This is a genomic window from Marinobacter shunpengi, assembly GCF_045449695.1.
Classification (GTDB): domain Bacteria; phylum Pseudomonadota; class Gammaproteobacteria; order Pseudomonadales; family Oleiphilaceae; genus Marinobacter.
In genome coordinates this window covers 521,996-540,774 of sequence record NZ_JBJJKZ010000013.1, presented here as the reverse complement: position 1 = coordinate 540,774, position 18,779 = coordinate 521,996, and the positions used below count along the sequence as shown (strand labels likewise).

At 62.0% G+C, this 18,779-nt stretch carries 18 protein-coding genes; 11 read left to right on the top strand and 7 right to left on the bottom strand.

Going from position 1 to position 18,779, the window contains the following annotated elements:
* The first annotated feature begins 196 nt into the window (after positions 1-196).
* The gene (locus tag ACJO2E_RS11755; protein ID WP_406964061.1) at positions 197-3,079 is read left to right on the top strand and encodes an HD domain-containing phosphohydrolase; all 2,883 of its coding nucleotides are present in this window, start codon (positions 197-199) and stop codon (positions 3,077-3,079) included.
* A 13-nt stretch (positions 3,080-3,092) separates the two neighbouring features.
* On the opposite strand, the gene cfa is transcribed toward ACJO2E_RS11755, so the two are convergent.
* Positions 3,093-4,247 (bottom strand): cyclopropane fatty acyl phospholipid synthase, encoded by a 1,155-nt coding sequence (gene cfa, locus ACJO2E_RS11750; RefSeq protein WP_406964060.1) that lies wholly within the window; start codon positions 4,245-4,247, stop codon positions 3,093-3,095.
* A 188-nt stretch (positions 4,248-4,435) separates the two neighbouring features.
* A complete protein-coding gene (locus ACJO2E_RS11745; protein ID WP_406964059.1) occupies positions 4,436-4,828 on the bottom strand; it encodes a hypothetical protein in 393 nt (130 codons plus the stop codon).
* Between the two features lie 418 nt (positions 4,829-5,246).
* On the opposite strand from ACJO2E_RS11745, the gene ACJO2E_RS11740 reads away from it, so the two are divergent.
* Positions 5,247-6,188: a hypothetical protein gene (locus ACJO2E_RS11740; protein WP_406964058.1), complete on the top strand. Its 942-nt coding sequence runs from the start codon at positions 5,247-5,249 to the stop codon at positions 6,186-6,188.
* On the top strand, positions 6,188-7,966 hold the full coding sequence (locus tag ACJO2E_RS11735; protein ID WP_406964057.1) for a GMC family oxidoreductase N-terminal domain-containing protein: 1,779 nt from the start codon (positions 6,188-6,190) through the stop codon (positions 7,964-7,966). The genes ACJO2E_RS11740 and ACJO2E_RS11735 overlap by 1 nt, the downstream gene beginning before the upstream one ends.
* A 178-nt stretch (positions 7,967-8,144) precedes the next feature.
* Here the strand turns inward: ACJO2E_RS11735 and ACJO2E_RS11730 are convergent, their stop codons facing one another.
* A complete protein-coding gene (locus ACJO2E_RS11730; protein ID WP_406964140.1) occupies positions 8,145-9,011 on the bottom strand; it encodes an NAD-dependent protein deacetylase in 867 nt (288 codons plus the stop codon).
* A gap of 35 nt (positions 9,012-9,046) precedes the next feature.
* A complete protein-coding gene (locus ACJO2E_RS11725; protein ID WP_406964056.1) occupies positions 9,047-9,952 on the bottom strand; it encodes a LysR family transcriptional regulator in 906 nt (301 codons plus the stop codon).
* Positions 9,953-10,149: 197 nt separating this feature from the next.
* On the opposite strand from ACJO2E_RS11725, the gene ACJO2E_RS11720 reads away from it, so the two are divergent.
* Together ACJO2E_RS11720 and ACJO2E_RS11715 are read left to right on the top strand one after the other, a co-directional pair.
* Positions 10,150-10,332 carry a hypothetical protein gene (locus ACJO2E_RS11720; RefSeq protein WP_406964055.1) on the top strand — a complete coding sequence of 61 codons (183 nt, stop codon included), beginning with the start codon at positions 10,150-10,152 and terminating at the stop codon, positions 10,330-10,332.
* Positions 10,333-10,469: 137 nt separating this feature from the next.
* Positions 10,470-10,748, top strand: a complete 279-nt coding sequence (locus ACJO2E_RS11715) for a peptidylprolyl isomerase (protein WP_406964054.1) — start codon at positions 10,470-10,472, stop codon at positions 10,746-10,748.
* 24 nt (positions 10,749-10,772) lie between these two features.
* On the opposite strand, the gene alkB is transcribed toward ACJO2E_RS11715, so the two are convergent.
* Positions 10,773-11,438 (bottom strand): DNA oxidative demethylase AlkB, encoded by a 666-nt coding sequence (gene alkB, locus ACJO2E_RS11710; RefSeq protein WP_406964053.1) that lies wholly within the window; start codon positions 11,436-11,438, stop codon positions 10,773-10,775.
* 221 nt (positions 11,439-11,659) lie between these two features.
* Between alkB and ACJO2E_RS11705 the strand changes: the two genes are divergently transcribed.
* From ACJO2E_RS11705 to ACJO2E_RS11680, 6 genes are all read left to right on the top strand, one after another.
* Entirely contained in the window at positions 11,660-11,830 is a 171-nt protein-coding gene (locus ACJO2E_RS11705; protein WP_328185820.1) for a hypothetical protein, read from the top strand.
* 85 nt (positions 11,831-11,915) lie between these two features.
* A complete protein-coding gene (locus ACJO2E_RS11700; protein ID WP_406964052.1) occupies positions 11,916-12,680 on the top strand; it encodes a DUF3750 domain-containing protein in 765 nt (254 codons plus the stop codon).
* A gap of 383 nt (positions 12,681-13,063) precedes the next feature.
* The gene (locus tag ACJO2E_RS11695; RefSeq protein ID WP_406964051.1) at positions 13,064-13,996 is read left to right on the top strand and encodes a hypothetical protein; all 933 of its coding nucleotides are present in this window, start codon (positions 13,064-13,066) and stop codon (positions 13,994-13,996) included.
* Positions 13,989-15,767 carry a GMC oxidoreductase gene (locus ACJO2E_RS11690; RefSeq protein WP_406964050.1) on the top strand — a complete coding sequence of 593 codons (1,779 nt, stop codon included), beginning with the start codon at positions 13,989-13,991 and terminating at the stop codon, positions 15,765-15,767. Before ACJO2E_RS11695 ends, ACJO2E_RS11690 begins: the two co-directional genes overlap by 8 nt.
* 331 nt (positions 15,768-16,098) lie before the next feature.
* A complete protein-coding gene (locus ACJO2E_RS11685) occupies positions 16,099-16,653 on the top strand; it encodes a porin family protein (protein ID WP_406964049.1) in 555 nt (184 codons plus the stop codon).
* A 139-nt stretch (positions 16,654-16,792) separates the two neighbouring features.
* Entirely contained in the window at positions 16,793-17,245 is a 453-nt protein-coding gene (locus ACJO2E_RS11680; protein WP_406964048.1) for an MgtC/SapB family protein, read from the top strand.
* Between the two features lie 6 nt (positions 17,246-17,251).
* On the opposite strand, the gene mtgA is transcribed toward ACJO2E_RS11680, so the two are convergent.
* Both mtgA and ACJO2E_RS11670 read right to left on the bottom strand, forming a co-directional pair.
* Entirely contained in the window at positions 17,252-17,944 is a 693-nt protein-coding gene (gene mtgA / locus ACJO2E_RS11675) for a monofunctional biosynthetic peptidoglycan transglycosylase (protein ID WP_406964047.1), read from the bottom strand.
* Positions 17,941-18,765, bottom strand: a complete 825-nt coding sequence (locus ACJO2E_RS11670; protein WP_406964046.1) for a DUF2059 domain-containing protein — start codon at positions 18,763-18,765, stop codon at positions 17,941-17,943. Before ACJO2E_RS11670 ends, mtgA begins: the two co-directional genes overlap by 4 nt.
* Positions 18,766-18,779: the final 14 nt, after the last annotated feature.

The following is an 18,779-nucleotide window of genomic DNA, read 5'->3' as shown; positions in this document are numbered from 1 at the left end:
ATAACAGGACACTGGGAAGCAACCGTACGCGCCAGACACGCCTGCCGGGGCACACAGCGCAGAGGCAACAGCCTCGCACAGGGCGGGGAACAGTTCCATAGCGCAACGCAAATCCCTGATATCCGGACTATCCTGAAGACGGGATCCACCCATCACTCACCGACCAGACCATTCCCAACGAAAGGACCGTTGCCGTATGGGGCACCCTCGTAAACAGTTCTCCCTGGGTTTCCTGACCGCCGCCGTTATTTCCCTGTCTCTGGTGTTACTGGCCAGCATCCTCATTGCAACAGGGTACCGGAGCATGTCCGGGGCCCTGGTCACTGCGGCAACGGACTACACACATCAGCTCAGCACCACTCTGAACGCCCGCGTGAAAGCCATACTGGGCAAGCCGGAGACCGACCTGCAGTGGCTGCGATACCACCCGGTCACCGGGGCAGATTCACTCGATGAGCGCCTGCGTCACCTCCCCGTGTTACTGGACTGGCTCCAGGACAGCGAACTGGTCAGTGCGGTTTACCTGGGCTATGCCGACGGGGATTTCCTGCTGCTCCGGGACCTGGCCGGGGCACCGGAGCAGGATCCACTGGCCGGTCCGCCGGGAAGCCGCTATCTGCTGCAATCCGTGGAACGTGGGGAAGATGGCGACTCAGTCACCGGCCGATGGCGGTTCTACGACGATAACCTAGCGCTTCTGTCCGAACGCGCGATGCCGGACTATCGCTTTGATCCCCGTAACCGCCCCTGGTTCTCGCGGGCCCGTGATACCACGGACACCGTGGTTACCGCCCCCTACGTGTTCTTCACCACCCGTGAGATCGGCGTCACCATGGCACGCCGCAGTCCGGGCACCGGCACCATCCTGGGGCTGGATGCCACACTGACCGACCTGGGGGGACAACTGCATGGCCTGCGCCTGACGCCGGGCACGGAACTGGCCATCGTGAATAAACAGCAGCAACTACTGGCCCACCCGGACCGGGACAGAATGCGCCTGACCGGGGATGGAGCCACCCTGCAACTGCGCACACTGATGCCGGGGCGGCCTGGTAACCGGCCCGCTGAGGATGCCCTGGCCACTGCCGCCGGGTTGCCCCAGGGGGGAGAGGTGAAATCACTGGAGTACGACGGCGACCGATGGTTCGGGGTGAACCTTCCGTTAACGGGACTACCCACGGAAGCGCTCAACCTGGTGGTCGCCATACCAGAGGACGAACTGCTGGCGGACGCCCGCACCACCCTGGTTAACCAGACACTGGTTTCCATCGGCATACTGGCCCTGTTCGTGGTTGTCGGGTGGCTGCTGGGGCACCGCATTGCCACCCCTTTCCACCGGCTTACGGACCATATCCGGTCCCTTGCCCGTTTCGACTTCCAACGCCAGCCGCCCTCTGACAGCCGGGTGCGAGAGGCCGCCCAGTTGGGGCGCACCCTCTCCGGCATGAGCAACGCCATTCGCGGCTTCGAGACCCTGTCCCTGACCCTGAACCGGGAGCGTCAACTCGACCGGATGCTGTCCGGCGTGCTGGACCAGTTGCTCCGGATTCTGGGCGAGCGCTCGGGGGGCATCTACCTGTTCGAGCCCGACGACAACCAGCTGACACTGGCTCGTTCGGCCAATTCTCCGGGCCTGCCGGCCTTCTTCGCCAACATCCGGAATCGCCAGAGCGATGCGGAAATCATTGCCACCCTGCGTACCACCCTGCCCGGCAATACCGTGGTCTCCGTTCTCCGGGACCGGAACCAGCACCTCACCGGTGTGCTGGTGATCGAGCTGGAGGACGGTGCCGACCGCCCCGCCGATGAGCTGGTGGATTTCATCACGCGGATATCCGGTGCCGCCGCCGTTGCCATCGAGACCCGGCAACTGATCGAAAGCCAGCAGGCCCTGCTCGACGGCATTATCCGGCTGGTGGCGGATGCCATTGACGCCAAGTCTCCCTACACCAGCGGTCACTGCGAACGGGTCCCGATACTGGCCCGGATGATCCTGGATAAGGCCATGGCCAGTCGCGAGGGGCCGTTCAGGCGCTTTACCCTGAGTGAACCGGAATTACAGGAGTTCCACATCGCCGCCTGGCTCCATGACTGCGGCAAGATCACCACACCGGAGTATGTGGTGGACAAGGCCACCAAGCTGGAAACCCTCTACAACCGCATCCACGAGATCCGTACACGCTTCGAGGTGCTGCACCGGGACGCCGAGCTGGATTACCTGGAGGCCTTGCTACGGGGCGACGACAAGACACAGGCCCGCCAACAACGGGACCGGCGCCAACAGCAGTTGCAGCAGGATTTCGCGCTGGTCGCGCGCTGTAACCAGGGCGGTGAGTTCCTGGCCCCGGAAACACTGGCGGAACTGGACAGGATCAGCCGGGAAACCTGGCAAAGGCACTTCAGTGACCGCCTGGGGCTGTCCCACGACGAGGCGTTGCGCCTCCGGGCGGTACCGGAGCCCTCCCTGCCGGTGACCGAGCCACTGCTGGCGGACCGCCCGGAACACCGGATTCCCTGGGGAGAGCGCAAACCACCGGTGCAGCGGGATGATCCGGACAACCGCTGGGGCTTCGACATGACCCTGCCGACCCATTCCTTCAACCTGGGGGAGCTCCACAACCTGTCGGTGGCCAGGGGCACACTGACCGATGAGGAGCGGTTCCATATCAACAACCATATCGTGCAGACCGTCCGGCTATTGTCGGGCCTGCCCCTGCCGGCAGGGCTCAAGCAGGTGCCCCGGCTCGCCGGCACCCACCATGAGCGGATGGATGGGGAAGGGTATCCGTTCCGGCTGCACGGCGAGGACATGAGCGTTCCGGAAAAAATCATGGCCATTGCCGACGTGTTCGAGGCCCTGACCGCTGCCGACCGCCCCTACAAGGATGGCAAGCCACTGAGCATGACCCTGGCCATCATGGCGGATATGGTGGCCGGTGGTCACCTGGATGGCGATACCTTTGGCTTCTTCGTACGCTCCGGTGTCTGGCAGGACTACGCCAGACACCACCTGGACAGTAGCCAGGTGGATCCAATCGACGAGGATGCCCTGCTGACCCGGGCTGGGCTGTATGCCTGACCCCCGGAAAACGTCAGGTTACACGGGGATAGACATCCTGAGTGCCCCCTTTGGACAACACCCACTGCCAGAGCTGGAGGTCCCGGGCACGGAAGGCTCCCGCGCAGGACAACAGATAGAACCGCCACATACGGAAGAAGCGTTCCCCGAGCTCCTCGGCGAAGCGGGGCCAAGCCTCCTCAAAGTTACGGTACCAGGCCATCAGGGTCCTGTCGTAATCCGGACCGAAGTTGTGCAAATCCTCCACTACGAACAGGTCGTCCACCGCATCACCAATCTGGCCCACGGAGGGTAGTTCACCGTTGGGAAAGATGTACTTGTCAATCCAGGGGTCACTGCCATGGGAGCGATGGTTCGAGCCGATGGTATGCAACAGGAACAGCCCCCCATCCCTCAGGCAGCGCTGAGCCACTTCCATATAGGTGCGGTAGTTTTTGTCACCCACATGCTCGAACATACCTATGCTGACAATACGGTCGAAGGTTTCGTCCACCTCCCGGTAATCCTGCAGCCGGAATTCCAGCGGCAGGTCCGGGTATTTGCGACGGGCATACTCCGCCTGCTGCCGGGAAATAGTAATCCCCACGCATTCCACCCCGTAATGCTCGGCGGCGTAGGCCATGAAACTGCCCCAGCCACAACCAATATCCAGCACCCGCATGCCGGGCTCCAGCTGCAGCTTGCGACAGATCAGGTCGAGCTTGGCTTCCTGGGCCTCGTCCAGGTTGCTGGCATTCTTCCAGTAACCGCAGGTATAGGTCATGCGGGCATCCAGCATGGCGCCATAGAATTCATTGCCCAGATCATAGTGTCTTTCGCCTACCTCCCGGGCCCGGGACACGGTCTGCCGGTTGAGCAGGCGGGCTTTCAGGTAGTGCAGCAGCACCCGGGTCGGGCGCACCTGCCGGGCCAGCCGGGCGCGCAGTACCCGGTGAATGAATTCATCCAGTGACTGAACTTCCCAGTCGCCATCCATATAGCTCTCGCCCAGCCCCAGACTGCCGCCGGTAAAGATCCGCTCCGCTACCACGGGCGTATTGAGCTGCATATCCCAGGGGCGGTCGCCCCCCAGGGTAATGTCGGCTTTCTCCAGCAGTTCACGAAGATAATCCTGGAGGGACGATCGCCCCGAGAGTGATGCCTTTCCAGACTGTTTTGACAGCTCCATGTAAACTCCCCCTACCAAGACGCTTGGGCAGAAAACCGTAAGATCTCTCCATTTAAAAATAGACCCGGTTTGCCCATTTTTTAAATTGGCGTGCTCAATAGGCTGGAAAGCCGGTTCCTATGACGCCGGCAATGACAGGGTAAGAGCCAGGCGTCCGACCTCCCTGTCCGCCGGAAACCCCTTGTTGTCTATCGGTTCCAGATCAGGACACCCTGCCGGTCATCGCCGATACCGATAACGATGCTGCGATCCTGGTGGTAGTGCCGGCGGTCCCGGTGGTCGTGCCTACTTCTGTCTCTATGGCCGCCATGATAGCGGTGATCTCGTCTGTCGTGACCACGCCAGTGGTGCCCGTGGCGACCCGGGTGATGGTCGCGGTAACGACCATGGCCGCGATGGTGGTGGTGCTTGTGGCGGTCCCTGACCCTCATCCTCAGATGTCCTTCGTGTCTGTCATGCTCCCTGTTCCAGCCCGATCCCCGATCACGGTCCCGGTCCCAATCGCGATCCCGGTCCGCCATGGCAGACGGGGCGGAAGCCAGCATGGCCATACCCAGTAGGGCAATCAGCAGTTTTTTCATAGGGTTCTCCCTTGCGAAACCTTGCGCGGATACACCGCACACGCCGTTGAGGCTGTGGTTCCACCCTACCGCGTGATATGTAAAGCCATGTTTGGAACCGGGTAAAGATCCTGTAAAGCCCAGGACCGAAACGACAGGCCCGCATCATGTTGTGAGCCACACCATGGCATAACCCTCCATTTTTCAACATAAAACGCAAACCAGGTCTCATTACGAAAGGTTTCATGTAACACATGTCATATTTTTCGAGACATTTACTGGTTTTGTCTTAATTAACCATTAGCCTTGCTATACAGGTTCCGGTTAAAAACCGGCAATCCAATATGGGAGGAACGGGAGTTTCTCCAATAAAAACAGGGCCCGGTGGCCGGCACAGCCACCTCCAGTGGGCCCGAGAAGTGATGAGAGGGAGGTGCCTGTGTCTGAAGACAAACCGACCAATGTCCCCATCAGCTCGGGGAGGCGTCAGTTGCTGATCGGCTCTGGCCTGCTCGGCGCAGCAGCGGCGGTCAATCCCGGAATGGCCTTTGCCCACTGGGGCAGGGGCGGCTGGGGATGGTGGAACCCGGATGAGAACGTCGAGCCTGTCGACTGGACCGTCGACCAGTTGCGCACGGCACTCACTGCACTCAGGGATGACACATTCTTTGCCATGATCGCTTTCGGTGTTCCCGGCAACGATCCCTATTCCGAATACCAGGGTGTCAGCACACCCTACCCCGGCGGCATCACCACCCGGGCCGACCTGTACCTGTCCGGCGGTACCGATCTGCTGGTCCCCATGCCCCCGGAATTCATGGACCAGATGCTGGCTTCCATTGCCACCTATCTGAAACTGTCCCCCATGGACATTCCCGAAATGGCCGCTGAAGACGTGGGCGAGAACGGCGAATACATCCTGGAGAACCTGGACAGCACCTTCACCGAGTTGCTGGAAGGTGAAGTCTCCAATTCGGTACTGGTGGCACTACTACTCAACCTGGCCGCCACCCGCGTCTCCGGCTCCATTGACGGCCCCTTCCCGTCACCCTTTGCCAACCTGACCTGGGAGCAGAAAGCCAAGGTATTCGAGGAACTGGAGAACGAACACTCCTGGCTCAAGCGGGCCATTACCTGGGCCATCCCCAACCGGGATTACCGGGAAGCCGCCCCGGGCGTACTCAACCTGATGATTGCGTTCATGATGCGCATCTCCGGTTTTGGCAGCTACTGCGAGTTCGCCGTGTTCAACCCCGCCACCCGTGAAGTGGCCCAGCGCCCGCTGGGTTGGGTTCTGAGCCAGTATGCGCCCGATGCGCCGCCCAGCGGTATCGGTAGTGACGACTTTATCGGTTATTTCCAGGGTCGGAGGAGTGTTTGATGCGTGATGTCATTGTTGTTGGCGCTGGCGGCGGTGGTCCTGTCGTAGCCAAAGAGCTGGCCGAACGTGGCCTGGATGTACTGGTTCTCGAGGCAGGCGCACGCCATGCCAACCCGGAGCAGGAATGGTCCGCCCTTGAGAACCACATGAACAGTTCCCTGACCGGCAAGCTGCGCTTTGGTCCGTCGGACCCGGCCAAGCCGGCCTGGTTCCGTGAAAACGCAACACCCGGTACTTTTTCACAGGTAGCCGGGGTCGGCGGTACCACACTCCACTACTACGGCAACAGCCCCCGGGCCATGCCTGGTGTCTTTGCCGGCTACCGGGGGCGTGACAGTCGCCTGTACGACCACCGGCACCGCTTCCCGTTCAGCTACGACGAGATGCGTCGCTACTATGAATGGACCGAGGCGACCCTGCCGGTTCAGACAGCAGCCATGGGCACCAAGGAAAAGGCGTTCTTCGACGCTGCCGCAGCCTCGGGCCTGCAGCCCATTACCGGCAAGGACATTACCCACGCCGGTTTCCGCCCCCAGGAGAATGCCATCCTGCAACCCGGCGGTACCGCGGGCAAGACCAGCGATGCGTCACAGCTGAACTATCCCAACGCCACCGGCTGTACCCTGTGCGGTCACTGTTTCCAGGGTTGCATGCTGCCCAAGGGCGCACCCCGAAACCTGAAGGCCCGTCGCTCCACGGACAACAGCTACACGCCCATGGCGCTGACGGCTGACCTGTGGAAGCCCGGCGGCAAGGCCATCACCCTGATCAGTGATGCCTACGTAACCCGCATCCTGTCTGATCGTCGCTGGGGTCGTCGCATGCAGAAGGCCACCGGGGTCGAGTGGCGTGACGTCAACACCGGCGAGGTTCATAGCGAAGACGCCAAGGTCGTGGTCATGGCCGGCGGCTGTATCGAGAACCCGCGCCTGTGGATGAACAGCGATCTTCCCGATCCCAACGGCTGGGTTGGCCGTGGTCTGACCGATCACGCCCTGGACTGGGTGACCGGCATCTTCGATCACGATGTGGGTGGGGCCAGGGGTACCTCCTGTTCCTCCCGTGCCGACTTCCCGGGTTACGGCGCGATCCAGAATACGGCGAATACGCCTGGCGTCGCTGCCAACAACCTGGCGGCCAGCGACAGTGGCATCCGTGGTGCCTATACCAACGGCGCCGGTGGCCAGGGCGCCTGGGACGGCCAGCCGGGGCGCGTCTTCGGCACCGAACTCAAGGAGATGATGTCCGACATCAATCGCCAGATGAGCATCCTGGTGCTGACCGATGACGACGTAGAGCACCAGAACAAGGTAGACGTGTCCCGCGTGTTCGAGGACGACCATGGTCCGGTGGCCCGGGTCAGCATCGACAAGCGACGCCGCTCACGCCGTACCAAACGCAACCGTGACTTCCTGGCCAACAAGTGCGCGGAAATCCTTCGTGCCGCTGGCGCGACGAAGATCGTACGTACCGACTGGACGCCGGTGCTGCTGCACCTGCAATCCTCCATGCGCATGGGCGATAACCACCGCAACTCCGTGCTGGACGAGAACTGTGAAGCACGGGCCGTGGAAGGGTTGTTCATTGCCGACAACTCGGCGCTGCCGAACTCCCTGGGCGGGCCCAACCCGACCCTGAGCACCCAGGCGCTGGCCACCCGTACTGCCGAGAAGATCTTCCAGCAGTACTTTGGCGGCGATACCTGGGTCGGCAACGAAAGCCCGATCTGCTCCATTGATGACGTGGTCACACAGGCCGTTATCAACCGGGGTATCTAAAAGCCACTTTGCCGGTTGGCATCACAGGCTGACCGGCCCATAACACCAGCGCCGCCAGGGAACGGCGGCACCAGCCGGAAGGACTCCGGGAACGTTTGGGGGTAACACTCTGCTTGCAGAGTGTCGTTTGGCCCGGCAGTTTCTGCCGGGCCTTTTTTATGCCTGACCGGCCGCGCCCCTATGCAGAGAGGGATCGGAGACACTGGGACAGGGTCTCGGTGATCCTGGCGTTGATGCGCAGATCCAGCATTCCGTCGGCCCGGGTGCGCCCCAGGTTGAGGGCGGCCATGGGCTTGCCCCACTCCCTGGCGTAGCGACAGAAACGCAACCCCGAATACACCATCAGTGACGACCCCACCACCAGCAGGCCGTCCGCCTCCCGCAGATAATCCAGGCCCTGGCTGACCCGTTCCTTCGGCACGAAATCACCGAAGAACACCACGTCGGGCTTGAGTATCCCACCACAGTGCGGGCAGTCGGCCACCCGGAACCCGCTGAAATCCACTTCCAGGTCGGCGTCGCCATCGGGGGCGGGGGCGGCACCCGCACTCAGATCCAGGAAACCCGGATTCAGTTCGGCACAGCGGATATGCACCTGATCCCGCTCACACCGGTACCCGCATGCCATGCAGACCACCTGGTCGGCCCGACCGTGCAGATCGATCACCGTGCGGCTACCGGCCTTCTGGTGCAACCGGTCCACGTTCTGTGTCACCAGCAGGTCGGTATATCCCCGGGCTTCCAGGGCCGCCAGATGGTGATGCGCCTGGTTGGGCGTGGCATTACGGATAACCGGCCAGCCCAGCAGGCTCCGCCCCCAGTACCGCTGGCGCAGTGATACATCCGACATAAAGGCCTGGTGCTGTACCGGCTGGCGACGCTTCCAGGCCCCGGCGGCATCCCGGTAGTCGGGAATACCGGAGTCAGTGCTCACGCCCGCCCCGGTCAACACCAACAGGCGGGGATGCCGATGGATAAACTCCGCCAGCCTGGATGCCGCCTCCGGGGGCGCCATTTCCTCGGGTTCCGGTCCGGAGCGGGACATGGGCACTGAACGTGTGGTGGGGCGCATGGATGCCATCAATTGCCTCCGGTAGTTGCCTGACCCTCCAGCCACGGCTGCCGGGTCATCAGTCGTTCCGTCAGGAAATCCTGGGCCACCCGGACCCGGGCCATCCGGCGCTGATCCTGATGGGCCAGCAGCCAGAGATCAATGCTTTCCCCCTCAAGCGGTCCGGACAGCCGCTCCAGGTCGTCGGCGCGGTCCCCCAGATAACAGGGTAATACACCCAAACCACTGCCCGAACGAATCAGGCTGAACATGCCGTACAGACTATTGCACCTCAGTGTGGCCCCGGCGCGACGCAGGTTCTTCCGGTACCACTTGCCCGTGGCCAGGTGCACAAAACTCTCATCCGGTACTACCCATACGTGGTCACCGGGCAGCTCGGATTCATTAAACGGATGTTGGCCGAGGTAGGTACGGCTGCCGTAGATGGCCGACTCGATACAGCCAATCCGGGACCCCACCATTGTCTGCTGGGGCTGGTTGGTGGGTCGCAGTACCAGATCCGCGTCCCGCTGGGTCAGCCCGGCCACGTCGGTGCTGGAAATAGCTTCCACCTCAATGCCCGGATGGGCTGCCACCAGCTCCGCCAGCAAGGGTGCCAACAACCCGTTGAGCAGACTGTCGGTGGTGGCCAGGCGGACCCGGCCCTCCGGCTGGGCTTCCTGCCCCACCAGACGACGCTCCAGGTTTTCCATGTCCACCGACAGCCGGTCCGCCTCCTGGAAGGCCAGCTCGCCGGCGGGCGTCAGGGCCAGGCCGTCGCGGTTCCGGTCGAAGAGCTGGACGCCCAGTTCCTCTTCCATCTGGTCCAGCCGCCGGAGCACTGTGGTCTGGTGGACACCCAGAAGCTCCCCGGCCCTGGCGAGGGTGCCCCCATTGGCGAGGGCGTGTACGTATCTCAGGTAATCCCAATCCATTCAACTTTCCAATCGATTAATAACTGCAAATCTGCAACGGAACTATGGAGTTTAACGTATTTAAACTGCAAAAAAGACCGGTCAGAATATAACCATCCTGACGGGCAGGACGTTTGAAGGCTTGCTTCCTCGCAGCCTGACCTCCCGTCGGGAGGGACCTGATCATGCAATTAACCCAACCTGAGGAGGTAAGACGTATGCAAGATCGTGTAATGGTAACCCCCGTCCCCTCCACCGTGCTGCACAACGCCGTTGAGCTTCGCCGGGCCTATACCCGCGCAGCCGCACGGAAAGCTGTGAAGACGGTGGCTCGCTGGATTCACACCGCCCAACACCGGATCGCGGTCTACTTCCGGCCCAACCGTCCGGCGGCCGGATAAGCGACGCAACAGCGACCAACAGCAAGATACCGGGTAGATCCGGGGCATAGCCAGGAACCGGCGGGCGCAAAAAGACTTGCCACGGACAGATACGGCAGGCAGCATTCCGGTTCCACACACAGAACAGGACACTGACCATGACACAGGCTACCGCCCGCCACATTCTTGTTGAAACCGAAGCCAAGTGCGACGAACTCAAGCAGGCCATCGAGAACGGACAGGATTTCGCCGAGGTTGCCCGCGAACACTCCCGCTGCCCCTCCGGTCGCAACGGTGGTGATCTCGGCTCCTTCGGGCCGGGCCAGATGGTACCGGAATTCGACAAGGCCGTGTTCAACGGCGAGCTGAACACGGTGATCGGACCGATCCGCACCCAGTTCGGCTACCACCTGCTGGAAGTCACCAGCCGCTCCTGACAGCGCCCGGCAACCCGACATCCGTCACCGGGACTCCCGGGCCCGGCGAAACGTCAGGTTGTAGCGCACATGGCCGGTGGCCTCACACCGGTCATCCGGGACCGGCGCGATACCATGGTATCGAAGCCGGTCTTCCCCTCCCCATACCAGTACATCCCCATGTTCCAGCCTCAGCCGTGCCGGTGATCCGCCCCGTTTCAGGCCACCCCAGAGGAATACTGCCGGCAGCCCCAGGGAAACCGACACCACTGGCCAGCGGAAATCCTCCTCGTCCCGGTCCTGGTGGAGACCCATGCGGGCACCGGGCTCATAGCGGTTGATCAGGCAGACATCCGGCTCGAATCCCGGGAAGCCAGCCTGCGCGGATACCTCCCGGGCCAGGCTGGCCATGACAGGCGGCATGGACGGCCAGGCCCTGCCGGTTTCCGGGTCCATGTCAGCGTAGCGATAGCCCTTGCGATCGGTCACCCAGCAGCGCTCACCGCAACCGGTCATGGCCGCCGACATCCGGCGCCCCCCCGGTGTCATCATCCGACGGAACGGTGACACCGACGATACCGCCCAGATGGCTTCCAGCAACTGCTCCGCCACCGGCAACGCATACTGGCGGAACAGGAAGGCACCAGGGGCCAGTTTTTCCGGTTCGCCGGGGACGTTGAGCACGTCCTGACCTGTAAACAAATCCGGCACCTATCGCCTCCCTTTTTACAACCCGCGTTGACGCTGAGCGTCACTATACAACGCTTCCCGGCGCTTTTCCGACCGGGTAGCGGTATCCGGCGCTACCTCTGTCACGGCAGGAACGCTCCAACACTCATCCTGGCGCCCTTGGCCTGGATTATGCTGCATTCCCCGTAGACGCCAGTTTACCGGCAGTTCGTAAAATAAGCTGACATCACTGGGGATTCGTCATGACCGTTGTCACTTCCAGCCAGCAGGCGGACCTTCTCCACCGGCTGTACGCAAACAAGCAGAAGCAACTTAACGCCGCGAGCAAACAGGGTAATTCGCTCCTCTACCGGGTCCTGGAAGCCGAGGCCCGCGCCATCAGCGACGCCCTGAATTCCGCAGACCGACGTTGAACGACGCCCGACCAGGGCCCGCCCTGTCGATGCGATCAGGAGTATGCTACAAAGGACTGTTGTTCACAGACCTGTCCTGATGCCCATGTCCAGACCCGTTAAATGGGGCCTCCGGGTCCTTGTTTTTCTCGCCATCCTGCTATCCGGCCCCGTATTTATGGTCGCCTGCTCCAATATGGATACCAGTGCCAACTGGCGGGACGCCGATCGTTCCAGTGCCGGGTTGGCTCCCCTGGTCACCGAATCCCCCCAGGCCCTGGTACAGGTCTACGGTGCAAGGGCGTTCAGTTGGCGCGGTTACTTTGCCATCCACACCTGGATCGCCACCAAGCCGGAAGGCGCCGACAGCTACACCGTCCATGAGGTGACCGGCTGGGGAAGCAACAAGGTCCGGTCCTACCGGGCCCTGCCAGACCGAGCCTGGTACGGAGCTCCGCCGGCGCTGCTGGCCAGCATATCCGGAGAAACCGCTGCACGCCTGATCCCGGATATCGAACAGGCCGTTGCCGACTACCCCTACCCCCACACCTACGAGGCCTGGCCCGGCCCCAACAGCAATACCTTCGTGGCCTGGATTATCCGCCAGGTGCCCGGCCTGGAGGTCAACCTGCCCAATACCGCCATCGGTAAGGATTACCTGGGCAACGGCTATGTTGCCGAGACGCCGTCAGGAGCCGGCTACCAGCTGTCCGCCGGCGGTTACATCGGCATCCTGGCCGGTGTCCGGGAGGGCCTGGAACTGAATGTTCTCGGGCTTTCCCTGGGTGTTGATCCCCGTCACCTGGCCATCAAGCTCCCCGGCGTGGGCTCCCTGGGCCTGTTGGATCCCTGGCCGCAAACCCTTCCCTGAATTACCCGAGATTCACTTAATCCCGCAAATAGGCAGGTCGCTCACGATTCGCCTGACAGTTCGGTGAGACACTTAACACAATAGTCTCAAAGCAAAGGCATAATGAACCTGACATCCCAGTGTCCCCTGACATCGGTCAGTTGCTTATAACACGGTACGCATCTGCCTGTTTTCAGGGGGTATTTATTTTAAGGACCCGTTAAATAGCCCCCTGATAGCGGCATGTCACTGTCGTCGCCAGGGCCAACAAGAACAGGGCCACCTCCGGTCGTTCACACTGCACCTTGCCCGCTGTATCGCAATCCGATTGCAGGAGACAGGAAAGGCTCCGTACGAAGGTGGTGTCCAAGCCACCCAACTCGAAGCATGCCAAGGAGGCATTTGTGAAACGAGAGAGAGAAGCACCTCAACCCCTGCTCAATGAGGGCCGCCGCAGGTTATTGGTGGGTTCCGGCATACTGGGCGCCGCTGCGGCGGTAGCGCCAGGATTGCTGGTTCCCGGCAAGGCCTACGCTGATCTCAGCGGTGACGTCCAGTGGACCGCGGAGCAACTCCAGGCCGCGCTGGAGGCCCTGCGCAACGATACCTTCTTCGGGCTGATCGCCTTTGCCGTGCCCGGAGATGACCCCTACTCCCAGAACCAGGGCGTCAGTTCACCGGTTCCCGGTGGCATCGGTACCCGGGCAGACCTTTACCTGGCGGGCGGCATCGACCGTCTCGTGCCCCTGCCGCCGCAGTTCATGAACCAGTTGCTGGACGGTATCGGCGCGTACCTGAATGCCGCCCCGCTGTCCATTCCCGACGAGGCGGCTGCCTCCCTGGGAGAGAATGGCGAGTGGATCCTGGAAAACCTGGACGCCACCCTGAGCCAGTACCTTGAAGGGGACGTAGCCAATTCCATCATGCTGACCCTGCTACTGAACCTGGTGGCCAACCAGGTCATTGACGAGCCCGGCACCGGACCATTCGTCGCACCCTTCTCCAACCTGACCTGGGAACAGAAAGGCCGGGTCATGGCGGCCCTGGATGGCAGTGACTCCTGGCTCAAGAATGCCCTGCAATGGACCATTCCCGATGCCACCTTCCGCGAGGCGGCGCCGGGAGTCCTTCAGACATTCATTTCAGCCGTGATCCGCGTTGCCAGCTTTGCCAGTTACAACGAATTCGCGGTGTTCGATCCGGAGAACCTCACCGTGACACAGCGCCCCCTGGGTTGGGTTATCAGTGGCTACGAGCCGGATGCGCCCCCTCTACCGGACGGTGGCGACGATGTTATTGGTTATTACCAGGGACGGAGGAGTGTAGACAATGCGTGATGTCATCGTGATCGGCGCCGGGGGCGGTGGCCCTGTCGTCGCCAAGGAACTGGCCGAACGTGGCCTGGATGTCATGGTACTTGAGGGTGGCGCCCGCCACGCCAATCCGGAACAGGAATGGTCCTACCTCGAAAACCACATGAACAGCACCCTGACCGGCAAGTTCCGGGTAGGCCCCTCCGATCCCTCCAAACCCGCCTGGTTCAGGGAACTCACCAATCCCTCCACCATTTCCCAGGTAGCCGGGGTCGGCGGCACCACCCTGCACTACTACGGCAACAGCCCCCGGGCCATGCCAGGCATCTTCGCCGGTTATAACGGAGCCGACCGGAACCTTTACGACAACGACTACCGCTTCCCCTTCACCTATGAGGAAATGCGGCCGTACTATGAGTGGACTGAAGCCACCCTTCCGGTGCAGACCGCTGCCATGGGCAAAAAGGAAAAGGCCTTCTTTGACAGTGCCGAGGCGGCGGGTCTGTCTCCGATTACCAGCAAGGATGTCACCCGGGCGGGCTTCCGGCCACAGGAGAACGCGATCCTGCAACCGGGGGGCAATGCCGGCAAGACCCGGGACAGCTCACAACTGCGATACCCGGATGCCACCGGCTGCACACACTGTGGCCACTGCTTCCAGGGCTGCCAGTTGCCCAAGGGTGCACCACGTAACCTGAAGGCTCGCCGGTCCACGGACAACAGCTATATTCCCATGGCGTTGACCGCCGACCTGTACAAGCCCGGCGGCAAGGCCATCACCCTGATCACCGACGCCTATGTCACCCGTGTTATCAGTGATCGCCCCTGGTACAGCCGGACTCGGGTCGCCAGAGGCGTGGAATGGCGGGACACCAATACCGGCGAAACCCACAGCGAGGAAGCCCGGGTTGTGATCATGGCCGGCGGCTGCATCGAAAACCCGCGGCTGTGGCACAACAGCGATCTGCCGGACTTCAATGGCTGGGTCGGCCGTGGACTGACCGACCACGCCCTGGACTGGGTAGTCGGCCAGTTCCCCCACGATGTCGGCGGCACCGGGGGGCCCTCATCGTCCTCTCGGGCCGATTTCCCTGGCTATGGGTCCCTGGAGAACGCCTCCAGTATGCCTGCCATTCACGCCAACAACCTTACCGACAGCAACACGGGCATCCGTTCGCTTTACGATAACGGCCTGTCCAACACCGGCGCCTGGGATGGCAAGTCCGGTCGGGTGTACGGCAACGAACTCAAGGACATGATGTCCGATGCCAATCGCCTGATGCCGATTCTGATTCTCACGGACGATGATGTTGAATATCAGAACCGTGTCGATGTCTCCCAGGCCTTCACCGACGAGCATGGTCCCGTTGCCCGCATACGCATGGAGAAGCGCAACCGCTCCCGTCGCACCGTGCGTAACCGGGACTACCTGTGCAACCGCGCAGCGGAAATACTGCGCGCCGGTGGGGCTTCGAAGATCGTGCGCCTGGACTGGAACCCGGTGCTGCTGCACATGCAGTCGTCCATGCGGATGGGTGACAGCTCACGGAACTCGGTACTGGATGAGAACTGCGAGGCCCGTGCGGTGGAAGGTCTCTATATCGCGGATCATTCGGCATTGCCCAACGCCATCGGTGGGCCCAACCCCACCCTGACGTCCCAGGCACTGGCGACCCGAACCGCCGAAAAGATCTTCCAGAAGTACTTTGGCGGTGATCCCTGGGTGGGGCAGGAGAACCCGATCTGCTCCATAGACGATGTGGTGACCCAGGCCGTCATTGATCGGGGAATCTGACGTTCCCCAGCAGTAACAGCCCGGCATTGCCGGGCTGTCCCCTTCCTCCTCATTGCCGGCCCCGGACTGCGGGCCGGCCTTTTCCTCCTTCCGGCCTCGCGCGGCGCATCAGGAAAAACCTTTCCGGCAGGTTCTTAAATAATATTTTTCAATGAGTTAACGAGTTACAGGCCAATTACCAAAGCGTACTTCGACTTTAACTTGGAACCTACCCAATTTGATTTAGGCTGGGAATCGCGTGATCGAGCCCACAGTCTCGACCCGCAGCAGTGACATTATCTGATGACCCAGGGAGGTCTGAATTATGCGAATGACATCCGGTATTGCGTATATGACTGTTATCACAACCGCCGTCCTGGCAACCCCCGCCGTTATGGCACAGGGCAAGGCGGAACGGGATTCATCCGGTTTCTTCGTTAGCGGTAGCTACGGTGGCTACAAATCCCATGGTGGGGAGTTTGATGACAAGCGCGACCTGTACGGCGTCTCCGCCGGCTACCAGTTCAACCCCTTCTTTGCCCTGGAAGCGGACTACATCGACTTCGGCAAGTTCGGTGAGGATGACGTCCGCTCTGACCTCAAGGGTCTGTCCCTCTCCGCCAAGGGCCGCATTCCGGTTACCCAGGCCTTCGGCGTCTACGGCAAGGTCGGGGCCTTCGCGTCCGATATGGAAGTGAGCGCCTTTGACGAGAAGGAGACCTACGACGAGGTAAGCCCGTTTGTGGGGGCCGGTGTCGATTTCATGGTCACTCCATCATTGACCGCCTTCGCCGAGTACAACCGCTACAACGTGGATGATGTTGACGAAGACGACTTCAATGGTCAGGTCACCAACGACGGACCCGAGTTCGACACCGCCCGGGTTGGCCTGCAATACATGTTCTGACCGGATGCTCTGTCGCCGGCAGGCAGGCGACCAAACCGGCGTCTATCCTTGCAATAGACCTGCAACTCAGGTTCCCGGGCCCGTAGCCCTGCTGCGGGCCCGCTTTTGTGTCCACCACCTCCCGGGGAGACTGACGCCCATGAATCAATCCGAGCTACCGTTCCTCGACATGCTGATTCGCCTGTCCATTGCGACAGGATTCGGCTTCCTGCTTGGGCTTGAAAGGGAATTGCGCGGCAAACCGGCGGGGCTGCGCTCCCATATGCTGGTGTCGATGGGGGCCGCCGCCTTCGTGATGGTGGGTATGCAGATCCTGTTTGACACGGCCACCGGGGATCCTTCCGCCAGGATAGATCCAACCCGCATTGTGGAAGGCGTGATCGGGGGCATTGGTTTTCTCGGCGCCGGTTCCATTATCCAGGCCAGGGGCAGTGTACAGGGCATCACCACCGGCGCCTCCATCTGGATTGCCGGTGCCGTCGGTGTTGCCAGTGGCGTCGGTAACCTGCCCCTGGCGGGACTGCTGTCGGCCTTCGCCCTGATCACCATGACGGTGCTGGGGCGTTTCGAGCGGGAAGTGCTCAGCGGCTGAGTGGCATCAGTAGAAGTCCCCCACCAGCGCGGTACCACCGAGTTGTGACATCTGCTGGCGAATCCAGGACACCCGCTCCCACACATAGGGCGTCGGCGCGCCGGCATCAAATATCCGGGGATTGGGCAGCACCGCGGCCAGGCGAGCGGCCTGGGTGGCCGTCAACTGCTCTGCTGACACGCCGAAATGCACCTGGCTGGCCGCCTCGACCCCGTAGATTCCCGGACCGAATTCCGCGACATTGAGGTACACCTCCATGATCCGGCGCTTGGGCCAGAGCCCGTCCATCCCCAATGCCAGCATCGCCTCCACACCCTTGCGCAGGAAGCTTCGCCCACCCCATAGGAACAGGTTCTTGCTGGTCTGCTGAGTGATGGTACTGGCTCCCCGGAGGCCGTCACCGTCCTGGAAGGCATTGACTGCGGTGGCAATGGCCCCCAGGTCGAGGCCCCAGTGGTTCAGGAAGCGCTGGTCCTCACTGGCGATCACCGCCAGCGGCATCCAGGGCGAGATCTCCTCAAGGGGGACCCAGGTCTGGCGGACGCCGGATAAGCTACCGGTCTCCGCCTGGTAGGCCATGATAAAGGCCGTGGTGGGTGGATTGACAAAACGGAACAGCAACAGCAACAGGAGTGCCAGGGCAATAACCGATAGTATCAGGAGGAAAAGCCACCGCAGGGTGATCCTCAACCACTTCATCGGCCACCCGCCCCCAGCATACGCACCAGTTGATTGCCGACACTGCTGACGGGCTCCATGATGGCATCATGGACCGCATCCCTCGCACTGACGGTATACGCCCGCCCGGCCGGAGATTCCAGGAACGTCAGGTAGGTGTCGAGATCCTTGTCCGGGAACGCCTCGTACATGGACAGGAAGGCCAGGTACACCTGCTCGCCCACCCGGCGTTCAATCGCAGGGCGATTATCCTCGATCTGGGCTCGCACGGATTCCACGGTATCTCCCTCACTGAGCGACGCCAGTGAATCTGCCAGTTCAAGTTGTACCGCCATGGCGGTTTCAACCGCCGTATACGTAGCACCCGTGGCCCGATCATAACGGTCGAACAGCCGCTGGCGCGCCGTGCCCTCGAATCGTTCCCGCAGGGCCGGCCCGGCTGCCTGGATGGCCTCCCAGCTTGAGGGCGCCGCCGCTTGCGACTCCGCCCGGGCCAACTGCTGCCCCAGGGGCGAATCGTACCAGTCCTTCACCGCTTCCAACTGGGCGTTGCCCAGATCGTCCGCCAGGGCCGTGGCCAGTTGCGAACGTACCCGCTGCGGGCTGAAGGCCCGGCTGCCGATGCCGGCGATGGTTTCCGCCAGGAACGGGTCCACCTGTCCGGTGCCCACCAGCCCATCACGGATGCCTGTCCTCAACATGGCCGGAGACTGGTCCGCAATGGCCCCGAGGGGAGACGCCTCAACCACCGACTCCGCCAGAGGGGAGGCATGAACCGCCTGGGAGGCAATGAAGCCAATGATAAGCAAGGGGACCAACACCCCGGAAACTGTCTGACGCATGGAAATGCCCCACC